This is a genomic window from Devosia indica, from assembly GCF_003056405.1.
Classification (GTDB): domain Bacteria; phylum Pseudomonadota; class Alphaproteobacteria; order Rhizobiales; family Devosiaceae; genus Devosia; species Devosia indica.
Genome location: NZ_PYVZ01000002.1, coordinates 199,527 through 218,670, shown reverse-complemented (window position 1 = coordinate 218,670; position 19,144 = coordinate 199,527). Strand labels below are relative to the sequence as shown.

The following is a 19,144-nucleotide window of genomic DNA, read 5'->3' as shown; positions in this document are numbered from 1 at the left end:
GCGCGAGTGTCAGCGGCCATTGGTGCGCATGTCTGCGGGCGGCCGGATCACCGGCAGGGCCAGTGGATGCAATTGTAGATCCACGGCATTTTCCAGATCGATCAGTTCCCCGTCGACCACGGCATGGGTGCCCCGCTTGCGCTTGGGAAATCGCAGGATCAGATCGCGCACTTCGGTTTCGCTGACGGCTGGATTGGCGCGCCAGCGTCCGCTCATCACATCGAGCGCCAGGTTGAGCAATTCCCGGGTGGAAACACTGCGTGCCACATAGACCCCGAGCCGCCCTGAGTTGAGCGTTGTGGCCACCGGCACGGGACTGTCGTCAAGCGGATTGTTGGAGATCGCCACGCCCGTCGCGGTCACGGTCCTGTCGCCCTTCTCTGTATGCAACTCGACCTCAAAGCGCGGCGGGTTGACCGCTGCCGCCAGAATGGCGCGCAGGCTGGCCAGCATCTTGCCGACACGGCTGCGATAGACCATGCCATTGCGGATGCGCACCAGGCGCGCATGAATGCCCACCCCGAACTGATGTACAAAAGGCCGGCCATTGGCCGTGGCGATGTCGATCCGGTCGACTTGCCCGCGCGCAATGGCAGTCAAGGCACGATCCAGCTCCAGGGGCATGCCCAAGGCGCGCGCAAACAGGTTCATCGTGCCGGCCGGCAACACGCCAAGAGGCTTGTTGCTCTTGAAGGCAATGCCCGCCGCCGCCGAAATCGTGCCATCACCGCCACCGGCTATCACCGCCTCGACGGACGGGTCATTGGCAGCGGCCTTGAGGGCCTTTTCGACATCCTTGCCCGCCACGATCGTGCAGTCGAGTTCATGTCCCTCGCGCGCGAACAGATCCGTCGCCATAGCGCAGAGTTCGTCAAGATCCAGGGTGCGCAGGGTCCCGCCGTCCTTGTTCAAAATGGCCCGGATTTTCAAAGAGCGTCATCCTTTTTGTCGTCCTGGCGCGGCCCAGTTCGGGAAGCCTGATTGTCACTTCGAGTCCGCCACCTTCCACCGGCGCGTAGTGCGGCTCACCGCCGAACTGCCCCGAGAGCTGCTTGACGATCACCGAGCCCAGCCCTGATTCGGTTGCATCGTCACCCTCCGGCATGCCCACACCGTCATCCTTGACACGAAGCATCGGCACATCTTCTTCATCGCGCGCCAAGGTGACAGTTATGGTGCCACTGCGCGCGTCCGGAAAGGCATATTTGAGCGCATTGGTCACCAGCTCACCGACCAGGATGCCGAGTGTCGTGGCATCGCGCGCACTCACTTCAATGGGCGACAGGTCGCCACACACCGCGATGCGGCCGCCATCGGTCTGGGTTTCGGCAAGGTCCTCGAGAACCGCGGCGAGGAATTCGTCAGCGCTGGCGGTTTCAAGGTCATCCCCCAGGCGCAGGCGACGATGGGCCGAGGCCACCGCATGGACGCGCAGCCGCGCCGCTTCGAGCGCCGCGCGAACATCGTCCGACTGGGTGCGCATGACCTGCAAGGCCAGAAGCGAAGAGACCGTGGCCAGCGAATTGCCGATGCGATGATTGGTGTCCTGCAACAGGGCTTCCACCCGCTGGCGTTCGCGCTCGGCATGAGCGCGCGCCTCCTCGATATCCCGCGTGCGCTCGGCCACTTCTTCTTCCAAGGCTTCGTTCTGGCTCAACAGCCCGCGATGGCGCTGGGCCAATGCGCTGACCTGCTTCTGCGTGCGCATCAACAGGGCATAGGCCAGGATCGCCGCCGCAGCGAGCGCGGCAATCAACGCCGCGACCAGGCCCGTGCGGGTCTGATCGATCTGCTGGTTGCGATCAGCCAGCTTGGCATCTTCCTCGGCGATGAACTCTTCCAACGTCGCGCTGACCTCGGCCATCAGCCGCGCGCCCATGCCGGTCTCTGTCAGGGTCTGGGCCTCTTCACTGCGCCGCGTCGAAACCAGCTCCACCGTGCGGTTCATTTCCGCCATCTTGCTTGAAATGTCGCCGGTGATGCTGGCCACGCGGTCGCTTTGTCCACGATCATCCGTCGTCATTTCCATCAGGGCCGCGACGCGACGATCCAGGCTTGAGACCGCTTCTCGATAGGGCTGGAGAAACTGCGGGTCGGCCGTCAGCAAAAAACCGCGCTGGCTGGCCTCGGCCTGGCTCAGTGCATGGGTCAGCTCGCGCGCGGCATTGCGCACCGCATGGGTCTTGTTGATGTCATTGAGCTGCCGGTCGATGCCCTGCATCAGCATCAGCGCCGCTACCGCGGCCAGGCACACCAGGCCGAGCGAAACCCACACCGCCAGGCGTCGCGTACCCCGCCGGACAAGATGCGGTCCCTCGACACTTTTGAGCCCGTCAACCAAGACGCTCATCTCCTGCTCCTGCGCCGGGTGCGGCCGCTGTGCCCGAGCAATGCTTTCCAGCGATGGCAGCAATGAGGCCGACATGGCTAAATCAGGGGACGGACCGGTTCACCCAGACCTTCCCACCCGGCCAGGCGCGCCAGCTCGGCCGCATCGAGTACCTCGCAACTCCGCCCCAGCCAGCGGATCAGACCCTTGTTCGTCAGCTTGCGCAATGTCTTGTTGGTGTGAACGATGGACAGGCCCAGCGTGTCGGCAACATGCTGCTGGGTCAGCGGGATCGAAAGCGGTCCCTGCCCCTTGCCCAGGCCAACCGCTTTGGCCCGTTCATGCAGGAACGCCAGGAGATAGGCCGCCCGCTCGAGCGCCGTGCGCCGCCCCAGGCTGAGCAGATGATCGTCCAGCATCCGCTCCTCGCGTGCTGCCAGCCAGGTGACGTCAAAGGCAAGGCCAGGGTGGTTGGCAAACAACTCATCGAGCCGATCCCGCTGAAACACGCACAGCACCAGGGGCGAAAGCGCTTCGACCGAATGTTCCATTTCCCCGATCACCGAGCCCTGCAAGCCGACCAGATCGCCGGGCAGCACATAGTTCAGGATCTGCCGCCGCCCGTCATCGAGCATCTTGAAGCGGAACGCCCAGCCCGACAGCACGGTAAATAATTGCGCGCTATGTGCACCCTCGGTCAGGAAGACGGCTCCGGATTCGGCGGTCATTTCGCCGGTTTTGAAACTGGAAACGAATTTCAGCTCACCGGCCGAAAACTCGCGAAACGTTGGCAGCGTGCGCAACGGGCATTGCTCGCAGGACACGCGTCGCCCGGAAGATGGAAGGACCAAACTCAATTGATTTCCTGACGCTTTTGGAAGTCGAGATATCAAACGCTATGTCGGCAAGGAGCGTTCCCGACATGTCATAGTTAAATGACAGGGGCGCCAGATGAGCCGATCAGAGGCCGGGGGCACACACCAACAGAAAGCACACCCATGCTGAACGGCCGAACGGTTCTCGTCCTCGAGACCGAATTCATCATCGCATTGGGAATACAAAGCGCCCTGCAGGCCATGGGGGCCTCTCATGTCGTTCTGGCGCGCAGCCCTGACGAAGCCAACCGGCACATGCCTGACTGGACATCCGCAGCGCTCGCCATTGTCGAGATCGAAACCGACAAGCCCGAACTGATCGCGTTTGCCCAACAATTGGCGCACAGCGGAGTGGCCGTTATCGGCATCAGCGCCGATGACCTGCGCGCACAGGGTGTGCCGGGCCTGCCCGACACCCCTATCTTGCTCAAGCCATTGCCCGATGCGGACCTGGCCGAAGCCATAAAGGTCCGCCTCGCTCAGAAGCCGTGATTGCCTGACGTCACCTGCGCAGAGACGGCATCGGGACCATAATCGGACTCGCCACTCACCTTGAGCAGCTCGGTCAGACGCGTACGGGCACGGCTGACCCGGCTTTTCATGGTGCCAACGGCGCATTCGCAGATCGAGGCCGCCTCTTCATAGGAAAAGCCCGAAGCGCCGATCAGGATGATGGCTTCACGCTGGTCATCCGGCAGCTCGGAAAGCGCTGCCTTGAAGTCTTCGAGATCCATTGAGCCATATTGCGAAGGATGCACGGAAAGACGCTCGGTAAAGGCGCCGTCGGTGTCCTGCACCTCGCGCCCGCGCTTGCGCATCTGGCTGTAGAACTCGTTGCGCAGGATCGTGAATAGCCAGGCCTTGATATTGGTGCCCATCTCGAAGCTGGACTGCTTGGCCCAGGCCTTCATCACGGTGTCCTGCACCAGGTCATCGGCCTTGTCATGCTTGCCGGTCAGCGACACCGCAAAGGCGCGCAGACTGGGCAGGGTCGCAAGCATCTCGCGCTTGAAGGAAGTTCCCTCGGCATTCATGCCGTTACTCCCCACCGCGATTGGACGACTTGTCGCTCTGTGCCTGTTCGGCGCTGTCGAGCTTTTCGAGCAGGTCGAGAAGCTGGTCGGGGACGCCTTCGTCCTGAACCGCTCCATAAAGGGCGCGCAGACGCGACCCGATATCCGAGGTCGGACCGAGCCCATCGTCCGCCCGCTCCGCCTGCATGCGCACACGTTGCTGCGTCACCAGATTATCCTTCTTCATTCCGAATTTGACCGTTCAGTCTTGATTTATCGCGCTGTACCGTGGCCCAAATGCCCGGAGAGGTGCAAAAGTTCCAAACTGCCGGAACTTTTCTCGGCAACACACGTTTTGGGCCATCGTGAGGTACAGTACAACAAGCGTCACCCGGGAGTTTTCGTCTATGTCCTTGTCCACGCGGATCGCACCGCATCTGCCCTACCTGCGGCGTTTTTCTCGCGCCGTCACCGGTTCGCAGACCTCAGGCGACGCCTATGTCGCCGCCACGCTCGAAGCGCTGATCGCCGATATCTCCCTGTTTCCCGAAGCCAGCAATGACCGCATTGCGCTCTACAAGCTGTTCTCGGCACTGTTTTCATCCTCTGCGGTGAAAGTGCCGGAGCCGGCTTCGAATTTTGCCTGGGAACAGCGCGCCGCCGCCAATTTGGCCAATCTGGCGCCCCTGCCCCGCCAGGCATTCCTGCTGGTTGCGGTTGAAGGCTTCAACCATGCCCAGGCCGCCGAGATCCTCTCGACCAGCGAGGATGAATTCGCCGACCTGCTCGACCAGGCGTCCACCGACATTTCCCGCCAGGTGGCCACCGAGATCATGATCATCGAAGATGAACCGCTGATCGCCATGGATATCGAGCAGATGGTTCAGAGCCTCGGCCACAAGGTGGTCAGCATTGCCCGCACCCACAAGGAAGCCCTGAGCCTGTTTGCGCAGACCCAGCCCCGCATGATCCTGGCCGACATCCAGCTTGCCGACGGCAGCTCGGGCATCGATGCGGTCAACGACATTCTCAACAATCACTCGGTGCCGGTGATCTTCATCACTGCTTTCCCCGAGCGGCTGCTGACCGGGGAGCGGCCCGAACCGACATTCCTGGTCACCAAGCCGTTCAATCCCGACATGGTGAAAGCCCTGATCAGCCAGGCGCTGTTCTTCGATGAAGGCTCGCGCGCCGCGGCCTGATCCAGCTACATACGATTGCGGAAAAGGCCGGCTCGTCCCGGCCTTTTTCTTTGCGTGCGGAACTTGCGGTGAGCGGCGGCGTTGTTTGTGCAAGTATCAAAACATGGAGTTTCCCATGCTGTATTATGCACTGGTTTTTCTGGTAATCGCGCTGATCGCCGGCGTGCTGGGCTTTGGTGGCATTGCCGGCGCCTCGGCTGGTATCGCGCAGATCCTGTTCTTCCTGTTCCTCGCCTTCCTCGTGATTTCTCTCGTGGTCGGGCTGTTCCGCAGGGGCACATAGGACTTTCAGGCGATATTGACAGAAAAAGCGGCGTCCCTTGGGGCGCCGCTTCTGTTTCAGGGTTCTGGAAACCAGCTCTCGATCTGGCCCGTCGCCCAATAGACGGTCAGCCCGATCCACTCGCGCATGGCAGTCGATGCAATGGTGAGATTGCCGCCCAGATCGGCCAGATCAAGACCGAACTGCTCTGTGCCGGTGCTGCGGTAATCCGTGGGCCAAGGCAGCACCCGCACTCCCTGGGCGCGAAACAGGCCGACCGATCGCGGCATGTGAAAGGCCGATGTGACCAGCGCGACAGTATTGCCGCCTTCGGCGAGCAACTCCCGGGTGAACCGCGCATTCTCGGCCGTGTTGCGGGACTCCGGCTCTAGCACCAGACGATCGCTCTCGATCCCCAGCGCCACAAAGAAGCGGCGCGCCGTTTCCGCCTCGCTCTCACCCAGCCCGCCCAGCACACCGCCGCCACCGGACAGGACGATGCGCGCTTGCGGAAAGCGCTGCGCCAGCCATAGCGTGGTGGACAACCGCTCCCCGGCATCATTCATCGCCACGGTCTGCCGGACCCCGCTGACGCTGGAGACGGTCGCACCACCGAGCATCACGATGGCATCGACGCGCTCAGGCATTGCCGGCACCGCAAACCGGTCTTCCAGCGGTCGGATCATGATCCCGCCGATATTGGTCAGGCTGGTAAGGCCAAGCAGCAACACGGCCAGGGACAAGGCGGTCAGGGCAAACCAGCGGCGTCCGAATGCAATCAGAACACCGGCCATCAGCATCAGCAAAAGCACGATGCTGATGGGCTGCGCCACCAGCCAGAACAGCTTCGAGACAACAAAGAACATGCCCACCCTACCTTGCACGGTGCGGGCAAAACCCGCTTTTTCGCTTGCTATCTCACTGGCTTCTGGTTTTCTACCAGACGGTCAAGATTGCCAATCGAATAATAAGGCAGTCGCCAGTCAGGAAGCGCCCGGGAACGGGCCAATGGTGAGCATGAAGCAGGCAGCGCCCGCAAAAGCGGAGCCATCGCCGGTCGTCGAACTGCGCGAACTTCACAAGTCCTTCGGCGCCCTGGAAGTGCTCAAGGGCATTTCCTTTACCGCGCGCGAGGGGCAGGTCGTCTCCCTTATCGGGTCTTCCGGATCAGGCAAATCCACGCTGCTGCGCTGTATCAACATGCTCGAGATCCCCGATAGCGGGGATGTATTGATTGACGGCGAAGCCATTGTGCTCAAGGGCAATGGCCAGGGCCGCAGCATTGGCGACGAACACCAGATCCGCCGCATCCGCTCAGAGCTGGGCATGGTGTTCCAGTCGTTCAACCTCTGGGCGCACATGACCATTCTGGAAAACGTCATGGAAGCGCCGCTGGTGGTGCAAAAGCGCGCCCGGCCAGAGGTGGAAGCGGAAGCCCGCGCCATGCTGGACAAGGTCGGCATTGGCGCCAAGGCCGATGCCTATCCCGCCCAGCTCTCCGGCGGCCAGCAGCAGCGCGCCGCCATTGCCCGCGCCCTCTGCATCAATCCGCGCGTCATGCTGTTTGACGAACCCACCTCCGCGCTCGACCCCGAGCTTGAAGTGGAGGTGCTGCGCGTCATCAAGTTACTGGCCGACGAGGGCCGGACCATGGTGCTGGTGACCCATGATATGGATTTTGCCCGCTCGGTATCCGACCGGGTGATCTTTCTGCATCAGGGACTGATCGAGGAGGAAGGTGCGCCCGACGAGGTGTTCGGCGCGACCAAATCGGCCCGTCTCAAACAATTTCTCAATGCGGCCAGCCACGACTGACCTGCATGGAAAACGACCCGGAAAACCGGGCGCAATGACAACACGAACAAGCAAACGGAGAACGAGAATGAAAAAGACTATGCTGGCAGCGGCCGCCGTTCTGGCCCTCGCCACCCCCGCCTTCGCCCAGGACACTGTCCGCATCGCCACTGAAGGCGCCTATGCGCCCTGGAACTTCCTCAACGACGCCGGCGAACCCGCCGGCTTCGAGATCGATCTGGGCAATGCCATCTGCGAAACCGCAGAGCTGAGCTGCGAGTGGATCATCAATGACTGGGATTCCATCATCCCGAACCTGTTGGCCGGCAACTACGACCTGATCATGGCCGGCATGTCGATCACCGATGAACGCCTTGAAACCATCGATTTTTCCGCCAACTACTTCCCGCCCGATCCGTCCAAGTTCGTCGCCGCTGCCGGCGCCGGTCTGGACTTTTCGGCCCTGTCCGGCGCGCGCGTCGGCGTGCAGGGTGGCACCATCCAGGCCGGCTATGCCGAGGAGAACCTGGGCGGCGCCAACACCATCGTCACCTTCTCGACCGCTGACCAGGCCATGGCCGACCTGGCCGCCGGCAATCTCGACACCATCCTGGCCGACGGCGCCTATCTTGAGCCCGTCGTAACCGCCTCGAACGGCGCGCTGGAATTCGTGGGTGAAGACGTGATGATCGGCGGCGGCGTGGGTGCCGGCGTGCGCAAGGAAGACGCTGAACTCAAGGCAACTGTTGACGAGGCCCTGGCCTCGCTCAAGGCCGATGGCACCGTGGACGCCCTGATTGCCCAGTGGTTCGACGGCATGGGTCCGTTCTTCGCCGAGTAAAACGCGCATCGCGCCTCTCCCGGCCCGTCCGGGGGAGGCAACCAACCGCGAAAGAGCGGCATGACCGAAGACCTCGCCTTCTGGCTCAGCTACATCACCAATGGCAAGCATCTGACCTGGTACGCCAGCTTCCAGTTCACGATCTATGCCGCCCTGCTCGGCGGCGCCCTGGCCGTGGTGTTCGGCCTGACCGGCGCCACACTGAAAAATTCGCGCTTCTTCGTGCTGCGCCTCGTCGGCTCGACCTATTCGTCCATCGTGCGCGGCGTGCCTGACGTGCTGTTCTTTCTCTTCTTCCCCCTGGCCTTCGAGCAGGGCGTGGAATGGCTGGTGTCCACCCAGGTCTGCTCGCCCGAAGCCATTGCCGCCCAGACGGCCCCCTGGCCGCCCTGCCGCGAGGCCAACTGGTTCCTCGGCACCACCGAGTACCTCCTGCTCGCCAGCGTCTCGCTGGGGCTGGTCTATGGCGCCTTTGCCACCAATGTCATTCATGGCGCCATGCGCGCCGTTCCGGCCGGTCAGCTCGAAGCCGCGCGGGCCTATGGCATGAGCGCTGCCCAAGTGCTCTGGCGCGTGCATATCCGCCAGATGTGGGTCTATGCCCTGCCAGGGCTCTCCAATGTGTGGATGCTGATCGTCAAGGCGACCTCACTACTCTCGCTGCTGCAGATCGCCGATATCGTGCTCTGGGCCGACCGGCTCGGCGCGCCAAATTTCCTGCCCACGGTGGGCCTTGTGCATGACGACTGGCGCTGGCGCTATTATCTGGTGCTGTTCGTCTTCTATATCCTGGTCACCTGGCTGTCCGAGCGCGCCTTCGAATATCTGATGCGCCGCACCGGGCGCGGCATCCTCTCCGAGGTGCCGGCCTGATGGATGCGTTCTTCAACGATCTGGCCGTCATGGCCCCGGCAGTGGTGTTCAACATCTACTTCGCCATGGCCTCGATCCCGCTCGGCTTTGTCATGGCGGTGTTCCTGGCGCTGGGCAAGGCCTCGTCCAACCCGCTGATCAACGCCCTGTCGCGCGGCTATATCTACGCCTTTCGCGGCTCGCCGCTGTTCATCCAGTTTTTCATGTTCTATTCGCTGGCGCTTTCGCTCAACCTGACCGTGTGGCGGCCGCTCGGCATTTCCGGCTTCGTGCTGCATCCCCTGTTTATGGGGCCGCTGGTGCTGGTGCTCAACACTGCCGCCTATACCGCCGAGATCTTCTACGGCGCGCTGCGCGCCGTGCCGCGTGGCGCTGTCGAGGCCGCCAGGGCCTATGGCATGAGCCGGTCCCAGCAATTCCGCCGGGTGGTCTGGCCCAATCTCATCCGGCTGGCCTGGCCGGCCTATACCAATGAGGTGGTGTTCCTGTTTCACGCCACGGCCATCGTCTATTTTGCCCTGCCCGTGGTCGGGCCGCAGGCTGACCTGATGATTACCGCCAAGACCCTGTTCGAGCGCGATTTCAATGCATTCCTGCATTTCTCGGTGGCCGCGCTCTACTTCCTCGTGGTCTCGCTGGTGGTGTTCTTCCTGTTCGGCCTGGTCTATCAGCGCCTGATGCGCCATCTGCCGGCCCAGCCGGGCCTGCATTTTGCCCCAAAATGGTTCCGCTAAAACAATGACATTTCAGCAGCACTCGACCGTGCTGGCCGGCGATGCGCCCGGCCATTCGACCACGCTCTATTGGTACACCGCCGGACCCGAGGCCGCCGAAACCAAGATCTATCTGCAGGCCGCCCTGCACGCCGACGAACAGCCTGGGACGATGGCGCTGCACCATCTGCTGCCCATGCTGCGCGATGCCGACGCCGCCGGCACGCTCAAGGCGCGCTTCGTGGTCTTTCCCTCGGTCAATCCGCTGGGCCTGGCCACCCGCGTGCTGCGCCGCCATATCGGCCGTTACGACCTGGAAACCGGCGTCAATTTCAACCGCCGCTGGCCCGATCTCTATCCGCTGATCGCCGAGGCCGTCGCCGGCAAGTTCACCGATGATGCGAAAGCAAACCTGCGGACCATCCGTCAGGCCGTCGGCGCCTGGATCGACCGGCAGAAACCAACGACCGCCGCCCAGCACTTGCGCTTGCTGATCCTGAAAGCTGCCCATGATGCCGATATCATGCTGGACCTGCATTGCGACGATGAGAGCCTGAAACACATCTTCACCTCGCCCGACCTGATGCCCGGCCTGCAGGATCTGGCCGACCGCATGCAGGTGGCGGCGACGCTGACCGCCGAAGACAGCGGTGGCGGCTCGTTCGATGAGGTCTTGCCCAACCTCTATCGCAAGGCCCAGCGCGCCAATTCGGACTTCCCAATCCCGATGGGCGCCGAAACAGCGACGCTGGAATATCGCGGCCAGGCCGATACGCATGATGATCTCGGCCGCGAAGACGCCCAGGGGCTGTTCGACTTCTTTGCCGGTCGCGGCTTAATCGACACAAGCCCCGCACCCGCCAGCCCCGCACCGGGCCCGACCCCGTTCGAAGCCACCGAAGTGCTGCGCGCCGACCGCCCCGGCCTTCTGGCCTATCGCGTGAAGCTCGCGGACCGGGTGAACAAGGGTGACGTCGTCGCCGATATCATCGCCATGGATGGGCCGGAAGCCTTCCTCGCGCGCACGCCGCTGCGGGCCGGCACGGACGGTTTCATCCTCTCCCGTGCAAGCGCCAAATATGTCGTGCCCGGGTCTTCTGTAGCCAAGATCGTGGGCAGCGACATTCTGCCCGCACGCGCAGGCGGCTATCTGCTGGAGGACTGACGCTAGGCGCGCGCCAGTCCCCATTGCGCATGATCGAGCGCGGTCATCACGCCGCGCAGTTCGGCCAGGCCCTTCATGCGTCCGATCGTCGGGTAGCCCGGCTGCGAGCGGCGGCCGAGATCGTCCAGGATGTCCTGGCCGTGATCGGGCCGCATCGGAATCTCCCAATCAGCACGGCCTTCGGCCTTGCGGCGCCGTTCCTCGGTGAGAATGGCGGCGATCAGCGCCACCATGTCGGTGTCCCCGCCCAGATGCTCGGCTTCGAAGAACGAGCCGACAATATCGTCATTGTCGCGCTTGACGTTGCGCAGGTGCAGGAAGTGCACCTTGGGGCCAAAACGCTCCATCATGCCGGGCAAGTCGTTGTCCGGCCGCGCACCGAGCGAACCGGAGCACAGCGTCATGCCATTGGCGGGGCTGTCGACCGCATCGAGAATGTATCTGTAGTCATCCTCGGTCGACATGATGCGCGGTAATCCGAGCAGCGCGAATGGCGGATCGTCAGGGTGGCAGCAGAGCCGTAGGCCCAGATCCTCAGCTACGGGCACCACCTCCTCAAGGAAATCGATGAAGTGCACCCGCAATTGCTCGCGGCTGATGGCGCCATATTCATCCAGATGCGCCTGCACGTCCTCAAGCGACATGGACTCTGTCGAGCCGGGCAGGCCCATGGTGACATTGCGCCCCAGCTGCTTCTTCTCGTCCTCGCTCATCGTCGCAAAGCGCCGTCCCGCCTCGTCGGCTATGGCATTGGTGAAATCGGCCGGAGCGCCGGGGCGTTGCAGAATGTGGATATCGAATGCCGCGAAGTCGTTGATGTCGAAACGCATGCAGGAGCCGCCATTCGGCACCGTCCAGCGCAGGTCGGTGCGGGTCCAGTCGAGCACCGGCATGAAATTGTAGCAGATGGTTTCGATGCCGCTGTCGGCGAGGTGCTTCATCGAGATCTTGTAGTTGGCGATATGCTCCCGCCAATCGCCCTTCTGCTTCTTGATGTCTTCGGTGACCGGCAGGCTTTCCACCACATCCCAGGTCAGACCCGAAGCCGAGCCATCCTTGCGCGTAGCGATCTCTCGGTGGCGCCTGGCGATTTCCTCAGGCGTCCAGACCACGCCATTGGGCACGTGATGCAGGGCACTCACGACACCGGCGGCGCCGGCCTGGGTAATATCGTCAATACTGGTCAGGTCCTTGGGGCCGAACCACCGCCACGTCTGTCGCAAGTCAAAACTCCATTCTTGTATGGAAGTTCATGCCACATTCGGCGCGTCGCCGGAAGCCTCAATCATTGGCCAGCACCAGCAGCGTTTCGACGTGGCAGGGTGAACCTGCCCGGCACCAGCAGGCCAAGTTCTTGCCGCCAAGGGCGGTGCGGATTTCGGCATCTGAGGGGCGCGGCCGATCCGCCTCGATCTCCCCTGCCATCCAGCGCGCGCGGCGGGCCACGGCCTCCGCCTGAGCGGCATTCTTGTCCAGCCCCGTTTCGGCCATCACCGCGGCGATGGTGAAGGGATTGCCCCAGGGGCCGGGGCGCGCCACCGATTGGGCCGGCAAGCCGTTGAGCGCGTATGACACGGCCTGCAGATCGAACCCCGCCCTGCGGGACAGCACAATGCGCGCCGGTTTCATTTTCGCATGTTCCGATCAAAGACGAATTTGGGCATTTCCCATTTCAGCACCAATGCCAGAACACGCAGTGTGAAGCCGACGGCAATGGCAATCAACACCATCAGGTCGCCCGGCATGCTCATGGTCAGGCCAAGAAAATAGATCACCCCGGTGATCATCGAAACGGTAGCATAAAGCTCGCCCTGGAAGATCAGCGGAACGTCGTTGCACAGCACATCGCGCAGAATGCCGCCCGCCGTACCCGTCACCATGCCCGCCACGATGACGATGATGGGATGCACCCCGGCCTCAATGCCGATATTGCAGCCGATCACGGTGAACACCACCAGGCCCAGCGCATCGAGCAGGAGGAACGGCCACTTCAGCCGGTCCACCAGCCGTGCCAGGGGAATGGTCAGCAACGCCGCACCGCAGACCAGCAGCAGCACATAGGGGTTGTTCACCCAGACCAGCGGATAGTGATCGAGCAGGATGTCGCGCATGGTGCCGCCACCCAGGGCAGTAACGCAGGCGATCAGGCACACCCCGAACCAGTCCATATTGCGCCGTCCGGCCGCAAGGGCGGCGGTCATCGCCTCCACGGTGATGGCGATGTAAAAGGCGATAGTCAGCATGGCGCATGTTCTCCGATGCGTCGAAACCGGGTTGCCCTGGCGAGCTTAGGGCATCAGCATGTGCCCGTCGCCCCTGCCCAAAGCAAGCCCCATGCGCCAGCCCCGCACCGTCCGCGCCCTCGAAGAATTCGGCCGAACGCGTTTGAGCGAGAGCTTCTTCATGCGCGATTTTCTCTATTCCGAGATTGCCGCCATCAACGGTTTTCAGAACCTTCCCGACGACCCGGACCTCGCCATAGCCGCCGGCAAACGGCTGTGTGAGGACCTTCTCGAACCGCTTCAGCGCCAGTTCGGCCGCATCTCGGTGCGCTCGGCCTATCGCTCGCCCCAGGTCAACGGGTTCGGCAATGCCAACAGGCTCAATTGCGCCGCCAATGAGAAGAACTTTGCCGGCCACATCTGGGACCGGCACGACGGCAACGGCCATATCGGCGCCACCGCCTGCGTGATCGTCAACCGCTTCATTCCCTATTATGAGCGGACAGGCGAATGGGAAGCTCTCGCCTGGTGGATGCACGATCACTTGCCCTATTCCGATATCGAGTTCTTCCCCAAGTGTGCGGCCTTCAACCTGCAATGGCACGAAGCCCCGGCCCGCAGCATCTATAGCTTCATCCCGCCCCGCCGCGGCCGCCTGACCAAACCGGGCATGGCCAATTGGACCGGGCGGCATGAGGACGCCTATGCAGCGATGCTCAAGGAGATCGGCTAAACGAAGTCCGCCCGCATCGGCGTAAAGACATCGATCAGCCTGCCCTTTTCCAGGGCCACCACGCTGTGCACCAGCCCCGACGGGACGATGAAGCTGCCGCCCTGCCCTACCACTTCGGTCACCCCGTCAATGGTCACCTCGAAGCGGCCTTCAGCGACATAGCTGACCTGGATATGCGGGTGGCTGTGCGGCGCGCCGACCGCGCCCCTGTCGAAGCCGAACTCGACCTGCATCAACTCGCGCGTATGGATCAAGACCCGGCGCGTATTGCCGGGCGCCAGCTCGGTCCATTCGCTGGCGTCCGGTTGCGCAAAAAGCTTCTGTTCAGTCATCTCATCACCTAGCGAACCGGCCGCCATCGGCTCGTCCGATACTGAAGCCGGCGCACGCCCGACATTGGATGGACGGCCGACCTTGCCCGAACTGGTATGGAAGCTGAAATGGTGAGTCAACACGCGATGAGCCAGCGCGGGCGGTGGCCTGGCAGGCGCAGGCGCGCCCACCCCAGACAAAAAGAAGCCCCAGGCGTTTGCCCGGGGCTTGTGTGAATCCAAACAGCGACTGATGTCGTTCAGATATGAATTGCGCCGTCGCCAAGCGACAGCGCCGCCTCGCGAACGGCCTCGCTCAGGGTCGGGTGCGCGTGCGTCGTGCGTGCCAGATCTTCCGATGCACCTGAAAATTCCATCAGCGTCACCAGCTCGTGGATCATCTCGCCGGCATTCTTGCCCACGATATGGGCGCCCAGCACGCGGTCGGTCTCGACATCGGCCAGGATCTTGACGAAGCCCTGCGTGGCCAGCATGGCCTTGGCGCGGCCATTGGCGGTGAAGGGGAATTTGCCGATCTTGTATTCAACGCCATCGGCCTTGAGTTCGTCCTCGGTCTTGCCGACGGAGGCGACTTCGGGATTGGTGTAAACCACGGCCGGAATGGCGGCATAGTTCACATGGCCAGCCTGGCCGCTGAGGATTTCGGCAACGGCAATGCCTTCGTCCTCGGCCTTGTGCGCCAGCATCGGGCCGGCAATCACATCGCCAATGGCATAGATGCCATCGACCGAGCTCTTGTAATGCCCGTCGACGCGCACCCGGCCGCGCTCGTCCAGCGCCACGCCGGCCAGGTCCAGGCCTAGCCCTTCGGTCTGCGGCTTGCGGCCAATGGCCACCAGCGCGACATCGGCATCGATCTCTTCGGCCTCGCCGCCCTTGGCCGCTTCAACCTTGAGTTTGAGTGAGCCGTCTTCCTGCTTTTCGACGCCGGCGACCTTGCTCGAGAGCTTGAATTCCATGCCCTGCTTTTGCAGCATGCGCTGGAACTGGCGGGCCACTTCGCTGTCCATGCCGGGCAGGATGCGATCGAGATATTCGACCACGGTGACCTGGGCGCCCAGGCGCATCCAGACCGACCCCAGCTCCAGCCCGATCACGCCGGCGCCGATCACGACCAGCTTGTTGGGCACTTTTTCCAGGTTCAGCGCACCGGTCGAGGTGACGATCTGCTTTTCGTCAATCTCGATGCCCGGCAGATTGGCCGAGACCGAGCCGGTAGCAATAACGATGTTCTTGGTGACGATCTCGGTCTGCGAACCGGTCTGCGGGGTCACCAGCACCTTGCCCGCGGCCGGAATGGAGCCGATGCCGCGGAATACGGTGATCTTGTTCTTCTTGAACAGGTAATCGACGCCGCCGACATTGGAAGCGACCGTTTCGCTCTTGTGGTTCAGCATCTGCTCGAGATTGAGCTGGGGCGCTGGAATATCGATGCCCAGCGCCTTGAAGCCGTGGCCGGCCTCTTCAAACATTTCCGAGGCATGCAGCAACGCCTTGGAGGGGATGCAGCCGATATTGAGGCAGGTGCCGCCAAGGGTCGCCCATTTTTCCACCACGGCCACCTTCATGCCGAGCTGCGCTGCGCGGATCGCGCAGACATAGCCGCCCGGGCCCGAGCCGATGATGGTAAGGTCGAATTGGTCTGCCATTGTCCTAAAGCCTCAGATGTTGGTCAGCGCTGCTGAGCGAGGGCAACCCGCACAGCCAGCGCCAGGAATGTAATGCCGGTTACCCGATTAAACCACCGGCCGAAACGGAAAAACGCCTGCCGCACCCTGGGGGTCGTAAAGAAAACCGAGACCAGGGCGAACCAGGCAAAAAGCATGAGGGCCATGCTGCCCACATAGATCACCTTGGTCTGCCCGCCCGTGTGTACCGATACCAGCGTGGTGAACAGCGCCAGAAAGAACAGTACGGCCTTGGGATTGAGCAGATTGGTCAGGAAACCCAGCGCAAACGCGGCCATGTCGCCCTTGCGCGCGGCGCCCTGTTCGGACATTTCGTGCGGCTGCGGCGGCGGACTGCGCAGCGCCGAAATCGCCAGCCAGACGAGATAGGCCGCGCCGGCCCATTTGAGGATGTTGAACAGCAGCAAAGACTGCCCCACGATCACGCCGACGCCGAGCAGCGTGTAGCTGCCATGCACCAGGATCGAGGTGGCAATGCCGGCGGAGGTGAACAGGGCTTCGCGCCGCCCATGCACCACGGCCTGGCGCAGCACCATGGCGAAATCGGCACCGGGAATGACCGCATTGATGCCGAAGGCCAGCATCAAGCCCAGGAATTCGAACCAGGGGAAGTCCATATGTCGCCACCGCCGCACGATTACGGGCTAACGGTTACACCAGCAGGCGCCCCCGGGCAACGCGGACCATGAGATTGACCCCTGCCCGATAGGCAAGGGCACACGTCCTAGACGGCAACACCCACGAACAGCATGAGCAACCCGATCAGCGAGACCATCCAGAACGACGAGCGCATCAATGGCACATCGATGAAATAGGCTGGCAGATAAGCCCAACGCGCCCAGAACCAGATCTGTGCGCCCCATTGTGTGAGGTTGTCGGACCGGCCGGAGATTTCGGTCGCGACCGCAAGAGCAATGAAAATGCCATAGGTCTCGAGAAAATTGCGCAGGCAACGATTGCCCCGCGCCGCCCACTTGTTTGGCGGGCGTTCATTGTCCCGCTGCGTGCCGGCATGAATGATCCCGTAATCCAGCCGATAAGCCGAAGCCTGGACCGTGAGATAGGCAAAGGCCAGCGCGGCGCTCCAGATCAGAAGGGTCAGTTCAACGCTCATGCCACGCTCCTTGTGTTGCCGTCACTACGGCCAGCAACGCAGCGTGGATCACATAAATCAATTGAACCGCAACAGCTTAGTTGAACCGGATCAGGACGCAGAAATGTCCTGGGCGCGTTTCAGGATTTCAGGAAGCTGCGCATCGATATCGAGCGCTTCGCTCTCGATCTGCTCAAGAAAGGCGCGGCAGAATTTGTCCTTGTCCGAAGCCTGGTTGTAGGCCGACATGATCTGGCTGCCGCCATAGGTTTCGGCCGCCTGCTGCTGGCCCTCGCTGCCGCCACCCAGCCGCTCGATCACGCGATCGGCAAGATCGAGATAGCCGATGTTCCGAAGGTACCAATTGGCCGCGGCATCTTCATAGGCGCTGTCCAGCCCGGTGGTTTCATAGCAATGGGTTGTCATGACATCGACAATGGCCTTTGAGCCATGGAAGGCCATGAGTTCGCCGACCAGCTCAGTATCGGCCGCAGCCTGTTCCTGCGCGAAACCGGGCGCAGCCATCAGAGCCATCGCCGCCCAAACCATCAGTCCTGTTCTCAATGCCACGTCTCCAGAACGCCTTGTTCGCGCGTCCACGCCCCTCTGCATATCGGGGCCAAATGCTAACAGAACCTTACTGTGCGCCCGTGCTCCACACACCATTGGGTGAACACGAAAAAGGCCCGCCGAAGCGGGCCTTTCAAACGCACAAATGTGGCAAGTCTTAGAGATCAAGCACCAGGCGCTCAGGGGCTTCCAGGCTTTCCTTGACGCGGACGAGGAACGTCACTGCTTCCTTGCCATCGACAATGCGGTGATCGTAGCTCAGGGCCAGATACATCATCGGGCGGACAACGACCTGACCGCCGACGACCACGGGGCGTTCCTGGATCTTGTGCATGCCCAGAATGCCCGACTGCGGGGCATTGAGGATCGGTGTCGACATCAGCGAGCCATAGACACCACCATTGGAGATGGTGAAGGTGCCGCCCTGCATGTCGGCCATGGAAAGCTGGCCGTCGCGGGCCTTCTTGCCCAGATTGCCGATTTCCTTTTCGATCTCGGCAATGCTCATCTGGTCGGCATTGCGCACCACCGGCACGACCAGACCCTTGTCGGTGCCCACGGCCACGCCGATATGGGCATATTGCTTGTAGATCAGGTCATCGCCATCGATCTCGGCATTGACCGCCGGGATTTCCTTGAGCGCATGCACCACGGCCTTGGTGAAAAAGCCCATGAAGCCGAGCTTGACGCCATGCTTCTTCTCGAACAGCTCCTTGTAGGAACTGCGCAGATCCATCACCGGCTTCATGTCCACCTCGTTGAAGGTGGTCAGCATGGCGGCGGTGTTCTGCGCGTCCTTGAGGCGCCGCGCAATGGTCTGGCGCAGGCGCGTCATCTTGACCCGCTCTTCGCGCTCGGCATCGTCCGCAGCCACCGGCGCACGCGGGGCGGCAGGCGCCTTGGTCTCGGCGGCCGGCTTGGCCTCGGCCGGGGCCGCAGCAGGCTTGGCAAGGGCAGACAGCACATCTTCCTTGAGCACCTGGCCGGCCTTGCCCGAGCCCGCGATATTGTCGGCGTTCAGGCCCTTTTCGTTGATCATCTTCTGGGCCGACGGCGCCGGCGCGCGGTCAGTGGCCGTGGTCGGCTGCGGCGCCGGCTCTTCCTTGATCACTTCCGGACCAGCCGCATTATTGGCCGGTGCTTCAGTCTTGGCTTCGTCCGCAGGGGCCGAGGCAGCAGCGCCCGAACCCGCCGCGATGGCGCCGAGCAGGGCCCCGACATCGACGGTTTCCCCGGGCTGGGCAGCAATGGCTTCGAGCACACCGGCGGCGGGCGCCGGCACCTCGATGGTCACCTTGTCGGTTTCCAGCTCGACGATGGGCTCGTCGGCGGCGATGGCGTCGCCCACTTTCTTGAACCACTGGCCGATGGTGGCTTCGGTAACGCTTTCACCCAGGGTCGGGACGCGGATTTCTGTCGACATTGAGAATTGTCCTTCT

Annotated in this window: 24 protein-coding genes; 9 read left to right on the top strand and 15 right to left on the bottom strand. The window is 62.5% G+C overall.

Going from position 1 to position 19,144, the window contains the following annotated elements:
* Nucleotides 1-9: 9 nt before the first annotated feature.
* The 3 genes from DDE76_RS02890 to DDE76_RS02880 form a co-directional block, all read right to left on the bottom strand.
* Nucleotides 10-912: a diacylglycerol/lipid kinase family protein gene (locus DDE76_RS02890; protein WP_157955635.1), complete on the bottom strand. Its 903-nt coding sequence runs from the start codon at nucleotides 910-912 to the stop codon at nucleotides 10-12.
* Complete coding sequence (locus DDE76_RS02885; protein WP_158672409.1) at nucleotides 872-2,350, bottom strand: sensor histidine kinase; 1,479 nt, start codon at nucleotides 2,348-2,350, stop codon at nucleotides 872-874. The genes DDE76_RS02890 and DDE76_RS02885 overlap by 41 nt, the downstream gene beginning before the upstream one ends.
* Before the next feature lie 77 nt (nucleotides 2,351-2,427).
* A complete protein-coding gene (locus tag DDE76_RS02880) occupies nucleotides 2,428-3,186 on the bottom strand; it encodes a Crp/Fnr family transcriptional regulator (protein WP_245891777.1) in 759 nt (252 codons plus the stop codon).
* 141 nt (nucleotides 3,187-3,327) lie between these two features.
* On the opposite strand from DDE76_RS02880, the gene DDE76_RS02875 reads away from it, so the two are divergent.
* Complete coding sequence (locus DDE76_RS02875; protein WP_104893532.1) at nucleotides 3,328-3,696, top strand: response regulator; 369 nt, start codon at nucleotides 3,328-3,330, stop codon at nucleotides 3,694-3,696.
* Here the strand turns inward: DDE76_RS02875 and DDE76_RS02870 are convergent.
* On the bottom strand, nucleotides 3,684-4,238 hold the full coding sequence (locus DDE76_RS02870) for an RNA polymerase sigma factor (protein WP_104893531.1): 555 nt from the start codon (nucleotides 4,236-4,238) through the stop codon (nucleotides 3,684-3,686). The two genes, DDE76_RS02875 and DDE76_RS02870, sit on opposite strands and share 13 nt — an antisense overlap.
* A 4-nt stretch (nucleotides 4,239-4,242) precedes the next feature.
* A complete protein-coding gene (locus DDE76_RS02865) occupies nucleotides 4,243-4,446 on the bottom strand; it encodes a NepR family anti-sigma factor (protein ID WP_425430613.1) in 204 nt (67 codons plus the stop codon).
* Between the two features lie 178 nt (nucleotides 4,447-4,624).
* On the opposite strand from DDE76_RS02865, the gene DDE76_RS02860 reads away from it, so the two are divergent.
* Both DDE76_RS02860 and DDE76_RS02855 read left to right on the top strand, forming a co-directional pair.
* Entirely contained in the window at nucleotides 4,625-5,419 is a 795-nt protein-coding gene (locus tag DDE76_RS02860; protein ID WP_104893529.1) for a response regulator, read from the top strand.
* A gap of 115 nt (nucleotides 5,420-5,534) precedes the next feature.
* Entirely contained in the window at nucleotides 5,535-5,702 is a 168-nt protein-coding gene (locus DDE76_RS02855; RefSeq protein ID WP_104894937.1) for a DUF1328 domain-containing protein, read from the top strand.
* A gap of 56 nt (nucleotides 5,703-5,758) precedes the next feature.
* Here DDE76_RS02855 and DDE76_RS02850 read toward each other — a convergent pair whose 3' ends face one another.
* A complete protein-coding gene (locus tag DDE76_RS02850; RefSeq protein WP_104893528.1) occupies nucleotides 5,759-6,547 on the bottom strand; it encodes a YdcF family protein in 789 nt (262 codons plus the stop codon).
* 151 nt (nucleotides 6,548-6,698) lie between these two features.
* Here DDE76_RS02850 and DDE76_RS02845 point away from each other — a divergent pair, with 151 nt between their 5' ends.
* The 5 genes from DDE76_RS02845 (at nucleotide 6,699) to DDE76_RS02825 (ending at nucleotide 11,067) form a co-directional block, all read left to right on the top strand.
* Nucleotides 6,699-7,496 (top strand): ABC transporter ATP-binding protein, encoded by a 798-nt coding sequence (locus DDE76_RS02845; RefSeq protein ID WP_104893527.1) that lies wholly within the window; start codon nucleotides 6,699-6,701, stop codon nucleotides 7,494-7,496.
* A 67-nt stretch (nucleotides 7,497-7,563) separates the two neighbouring features.
* Nucleotides 7,564-8,316 carry a transporter substrate-binding domain-containing protein gene (locus DDE76_RS02840; protein WP_104893526.1) on the top strand — a complete coding sequence of 251 codons (753 nt, stop codon included), beginning with the start codon at nucleotides 7,564-7,566 and terminating at the stop codon, nucleotides 8,314-8,316.
* 60 nt (nucleotides 8,317-8,376) lie between these two features.
* Nucleotides 8,377-9,189: an ABC transporter permease subunit gene (locus DDE76_RS02835; RefSeq protein WP_104893525.1), complete on the top strand. Its 813-nt coding sequence runs from the start codon at nucleotides 8,377-8,379 to the stop codon at nucleotides 9,187-9,189.
* Entirely contained in the window at nucleotides 9,189-9,923 is a 735-nt protein-coding gene (locus tag DDE76_RS02830) for an ABC transporter permease subunit (protein ID WP_104893524.1), read from the top strand. The genes DDE76_RS02835 and DDE76_RS02830 overlap by 1 nt, the downstream gene beginning before the upstream one ends.
* A gap of 4 nt (nucleotides 9,924-9,927) precedes the next feature.
* Nucleotides 9,928-11,067, top strand: coding sequence for a succinylglutamate desuccinylase/aspartoacylase family protein (locus DDE76_RS02825; RefSeq protein ID WP_104893523.1), 1,140 nt, complete (start codon nucleotides 9,928-9,930; stop codon nucleotides 11,065-11,067).
* Nucleotides 11,068-11,069: 2 nt separating this feature from the next.
* Here the strand turns inward: DDE76_RS02825 and uxuA are convergent, their stop codons facing one another.
* The 3 genes from uxuA to DDE76_RS02810 are packed head-to-tail and all read right to left on the bottom strand — an operon-like array spanning nucleotide 11,070 to nucleotide 13,310.
* Nucleotides 11,070-12,290, bottom strand: coding sequence for a mannonate dehydratase (uxuA, locus tag DDE76_RS02820; RefSeq protein WP_104893522.1), 1,221 nt, complete (start codon nucleotides 12,288-12,290; stop codon nucleotides 11,070-11,072).
* 58 nt (nucleotides 12,291-12,348) lie between these two features.
* Nucleotides 12,349-12,696, bottom strand: coding sequence for a DUF4326 domain-containing protein (locus tag DDE76_RS02815; RefSeq protein WP_104893521.1), 348 nt, complete (start codon nucleotides 12,694-12,696; stop codon nucleotides 12,349-12,351).
* Nucleotides 12,693-13,310: a trimeric intracellular cation channel family protein gene (locus tag DDE76_RS02810; RefSeq protein WP_104893520.1), complete on the bottom strand. Its 618-nt coding sequence runs from the start codon at nucleotides 13,308-13,310 to the stop codon at nucleotides 12,693-12,695. Before DDE76_RS02810 ends, DDE76_RS02815 begins: the two co-directional genes overlap by 4 nt.
* A 91-nt stretch (nucleotides 13,311-13,401) precedes the next feature.
* Here DDE76_RS02810 and DDE76_RS02805 point away from each other — a divergent pair, with 91 nt between their 5' ends.
* Nucleotides 13,402-14,022 carry a peptidase M15 gene (locus DDE76_RS02805; RefSeq protein WP_104893519.1) on the top strand — a complete coding sequence of 207 codons (621 nt, stop codon included), beginning with the start codon at nucleotides 13,402-13,404 and terminating at the stop codon, nucleotides 14,020-14,022.
* Here the strand turns inward: DDE76_RS02805 and DDE76_RS02800 are convergent.
* From DDE76_RS02800 to odhB, 6 genes are all read right to left on the bottom strand, one after another.
* Complete coding sequence (locus DDE76_RS02800; RefSeq protein ID WP_104894936.1) at nucleotides 14,019-14,354, bottom strand: cupin domain-containing protein; 336 nt, start codon at nucleotides 14,352-14,354, stop codon at nucleotides 14,019-14,021. The two genes, DDE76_RS02805 and DDE76_RS02800, sit on opposite strands and share 4 nt — an antisense overlap.
* A 239-nt stretch (nucleotides 14,355-14,593) precedes the next feature.
* The gene (gene lpdA / locus DDE76_RS02795; protein WP_104893518.1) at nucleotides 14,594-16,003 is read right to left on the bottom strand and encodes a dihydrolipoyl dehydrogenase; all 1,410 of its coding nucleotides are present in this window, start codon (nucleotides 16,001-16,003) and stop codon (nucleotides 14,594-14,596) included.
* A gap of 23 nt (nucleotides 16,004-16,026) precedes the next feature.
* Complete coding sequence (locus tag DDE76_RS02790; protein WP_104893517.1) at nucleotides 16,027-16,659, bottom strand: LysE family translocator; 633 nt, start codon at nucleotides 16,657-16,659, stop codon at nucleotides 16,027-16,029.
* Nucleotides 16,660-16,766: 107 nt separating this feature from the next.
* Nucleotides 16,767-17,156: an MAPEG family protein gene (locus DDE76_RS02785; protein ID WP_104893516.1), complete on the bottom strand. Its 390-nt coding sequence runs from the start codon at nucleotides 17,154-17,156 to the stop codon at nucleotides 16,767-16,769.
* Between the two features lie 90 nt (nucleotides 17,157-17,246).
* Nucleotides 17,247-17,660, bottom strand: a complete 414-nt coding sequence (locus DDE76_RS02780; RefSeq protein WP_157955634.1) for a hypothetical protein — start codon at nucleotides 17,658-17,660, stop codon at nucleotides 17,247-17,249.
* A 202-nt stretch (nucleotides 17,661-17,862) separates the two neighbouring features.
* The gene (gene odhB, locus DDE76_RS02775) at nucleotides 17,863-19,128 is read right to left on the bottom strand and encodes a 2-oxoglutarate dehydrogenase complex dihydrolipoyllysine-residue succinyltransferase (protein WP_104893514.1); all 1,266 of its coding nucleotides are present in this window, start codon (nucleotides 19,126-19,128) and stop codon (nucleotides 17,863-17,865) included.
* Nucleotides 19,129-19,144 lie beyond the last annotated feature (16 nt).

Coding starts and splice junctions, on each gene's coding strand:
- DDE76_RS02785 (WP_104893516.1), bottom strand. CDS start 17,156: ATGAGCGTTGAACTGACCCTTCTGATCTGGAGCGCCGCGCTGGCCTTT.
- DDE76_RS02875 (WP_104893532.1), top strand. CDS start 3,328: ATGCTGAACGGCCGAACGGTTCTCGTCCTCGAGACCGAATTCATCATC.
- DDE76_RS02840 (WP_104893526.1), top strand. CDS start 7,564: ATGAAAAAGACTATGCTGGCAGCGGCCGCCGTTCTGGCCCTCGCCACC.
- DDE76_RS02885 (WP_158672409.1), bottom strand. CDS start 2,350: ATGAGCGTCTTGGTTGACGGGCTCAAAAGTGTCGAGGGACCGCATCTT.
- DDE76_RS02860 (WP_104893529.1), top strand. CDS start 4,625: ATGTCCTTGTCCACGCGGATCGCACCGCATCTGCCCTACCTGCGGCGT.
- DDE76_RS02810 (WP_104893520.1), bottom strand. CDS start 13,310: ATGCTGACTATCGCCTTTTACATCGCCATCACCGTGGAGGCGATGACC.
- DDE76_RS02800 (WP_104894936.1), bottom strand. CDS start 14,354: ATGACTGAACAGAAGCTTTTTGCGCAACCGGACGCCAGCGAATGGACC.
- DDE76_RS02790 (WP_104893517.1), bottom strand. CDS start 16,659: ATGGACTTCCCCTGGTTCGAATTCCTGGGCTTGATGCTGGCCTTCGGC.
- DDE76_RS02845 (WP_104893527.1), top strand. CDS start 6,699: ATGAAGCAGGCAGCGCCCGCAAAAGCGGAGCCATCGCCGGTCGTCGAA.
- DDE76_RS02805 (WP_104893519.1), top strand. CDS start 13,402: ATGCGCCAGCCCCGCACCGTCCGCGCCCTCGAAGAATTCGGCCGAACG.
- odhB (WP_104893514.1), bottom strand. CDS start 19,128: ATGTCGACAGAAATCCGCGTCCCGACCCTGGGTGAAAGCGTTACCGAA.
- lpdA (WP_104893518.1), bottom strand. CDS start 16,003: ATGGCAGACCAATTCGACCTTACCATCATCGGCTCGGGCCCGGGCGGC.
- DDE76_RS02780 (WP_157955634.1), bottom strand. CDS start 17,660: ATGGCTGCGCCCGGTTTCGCGCAGGAACAGGCTGCGGCCGATACTGAG.
- DDE76_RS02870 (WP_104893531.1), bottom strand. CDS start 4,238: ATGAATGCCGAGGGAACTTCCTTCAAGCGCGAGATGCTTGCGACCCTG.
- DDE76_RS02825 (WP_104893523.1), top strand. CDS start 9,928: ATGACATTTCAGCAGCACTCGACCGTGCTGGCCGGCGATGCGCCCGGC.
- DDE76_RS02815 (WP_104893521.1), bottom strand. CDS start 12,696: ATGAAACCGGCGCGCATTGTGCTGTCCCGCAGGGCGGGGTTCGATCTG.
- DDE76_RS02830 (WP_104893524.1), top strand. CDS start 9,189: ATGGATGCGTTCTTCAACGATCTGGCCGTCATGGCCCCGGCAGTGGTG.
- DDE76_RS02850 (WP_104893528.1), bottom strand. CDS start 6,547: ATGTTCTTTGTTGTCTCGAAGCTGTTCTGGCTGGTGGCGCAGCCCATC.
- DDE76_RS02855 (WP_104894937.1), top strand. CDS start 5,535: ATGCTGTATTATGCACTGGTTTTTCTGGTAATCGCGCTGATCGCCGGC.
- DDE76_RS02835 (WP_104893525.1), top strand. CDS start 8,377: ATGACCGAAGACCTCGCCTTCTGGCTCAGCTACATCACCAATGGCAAG.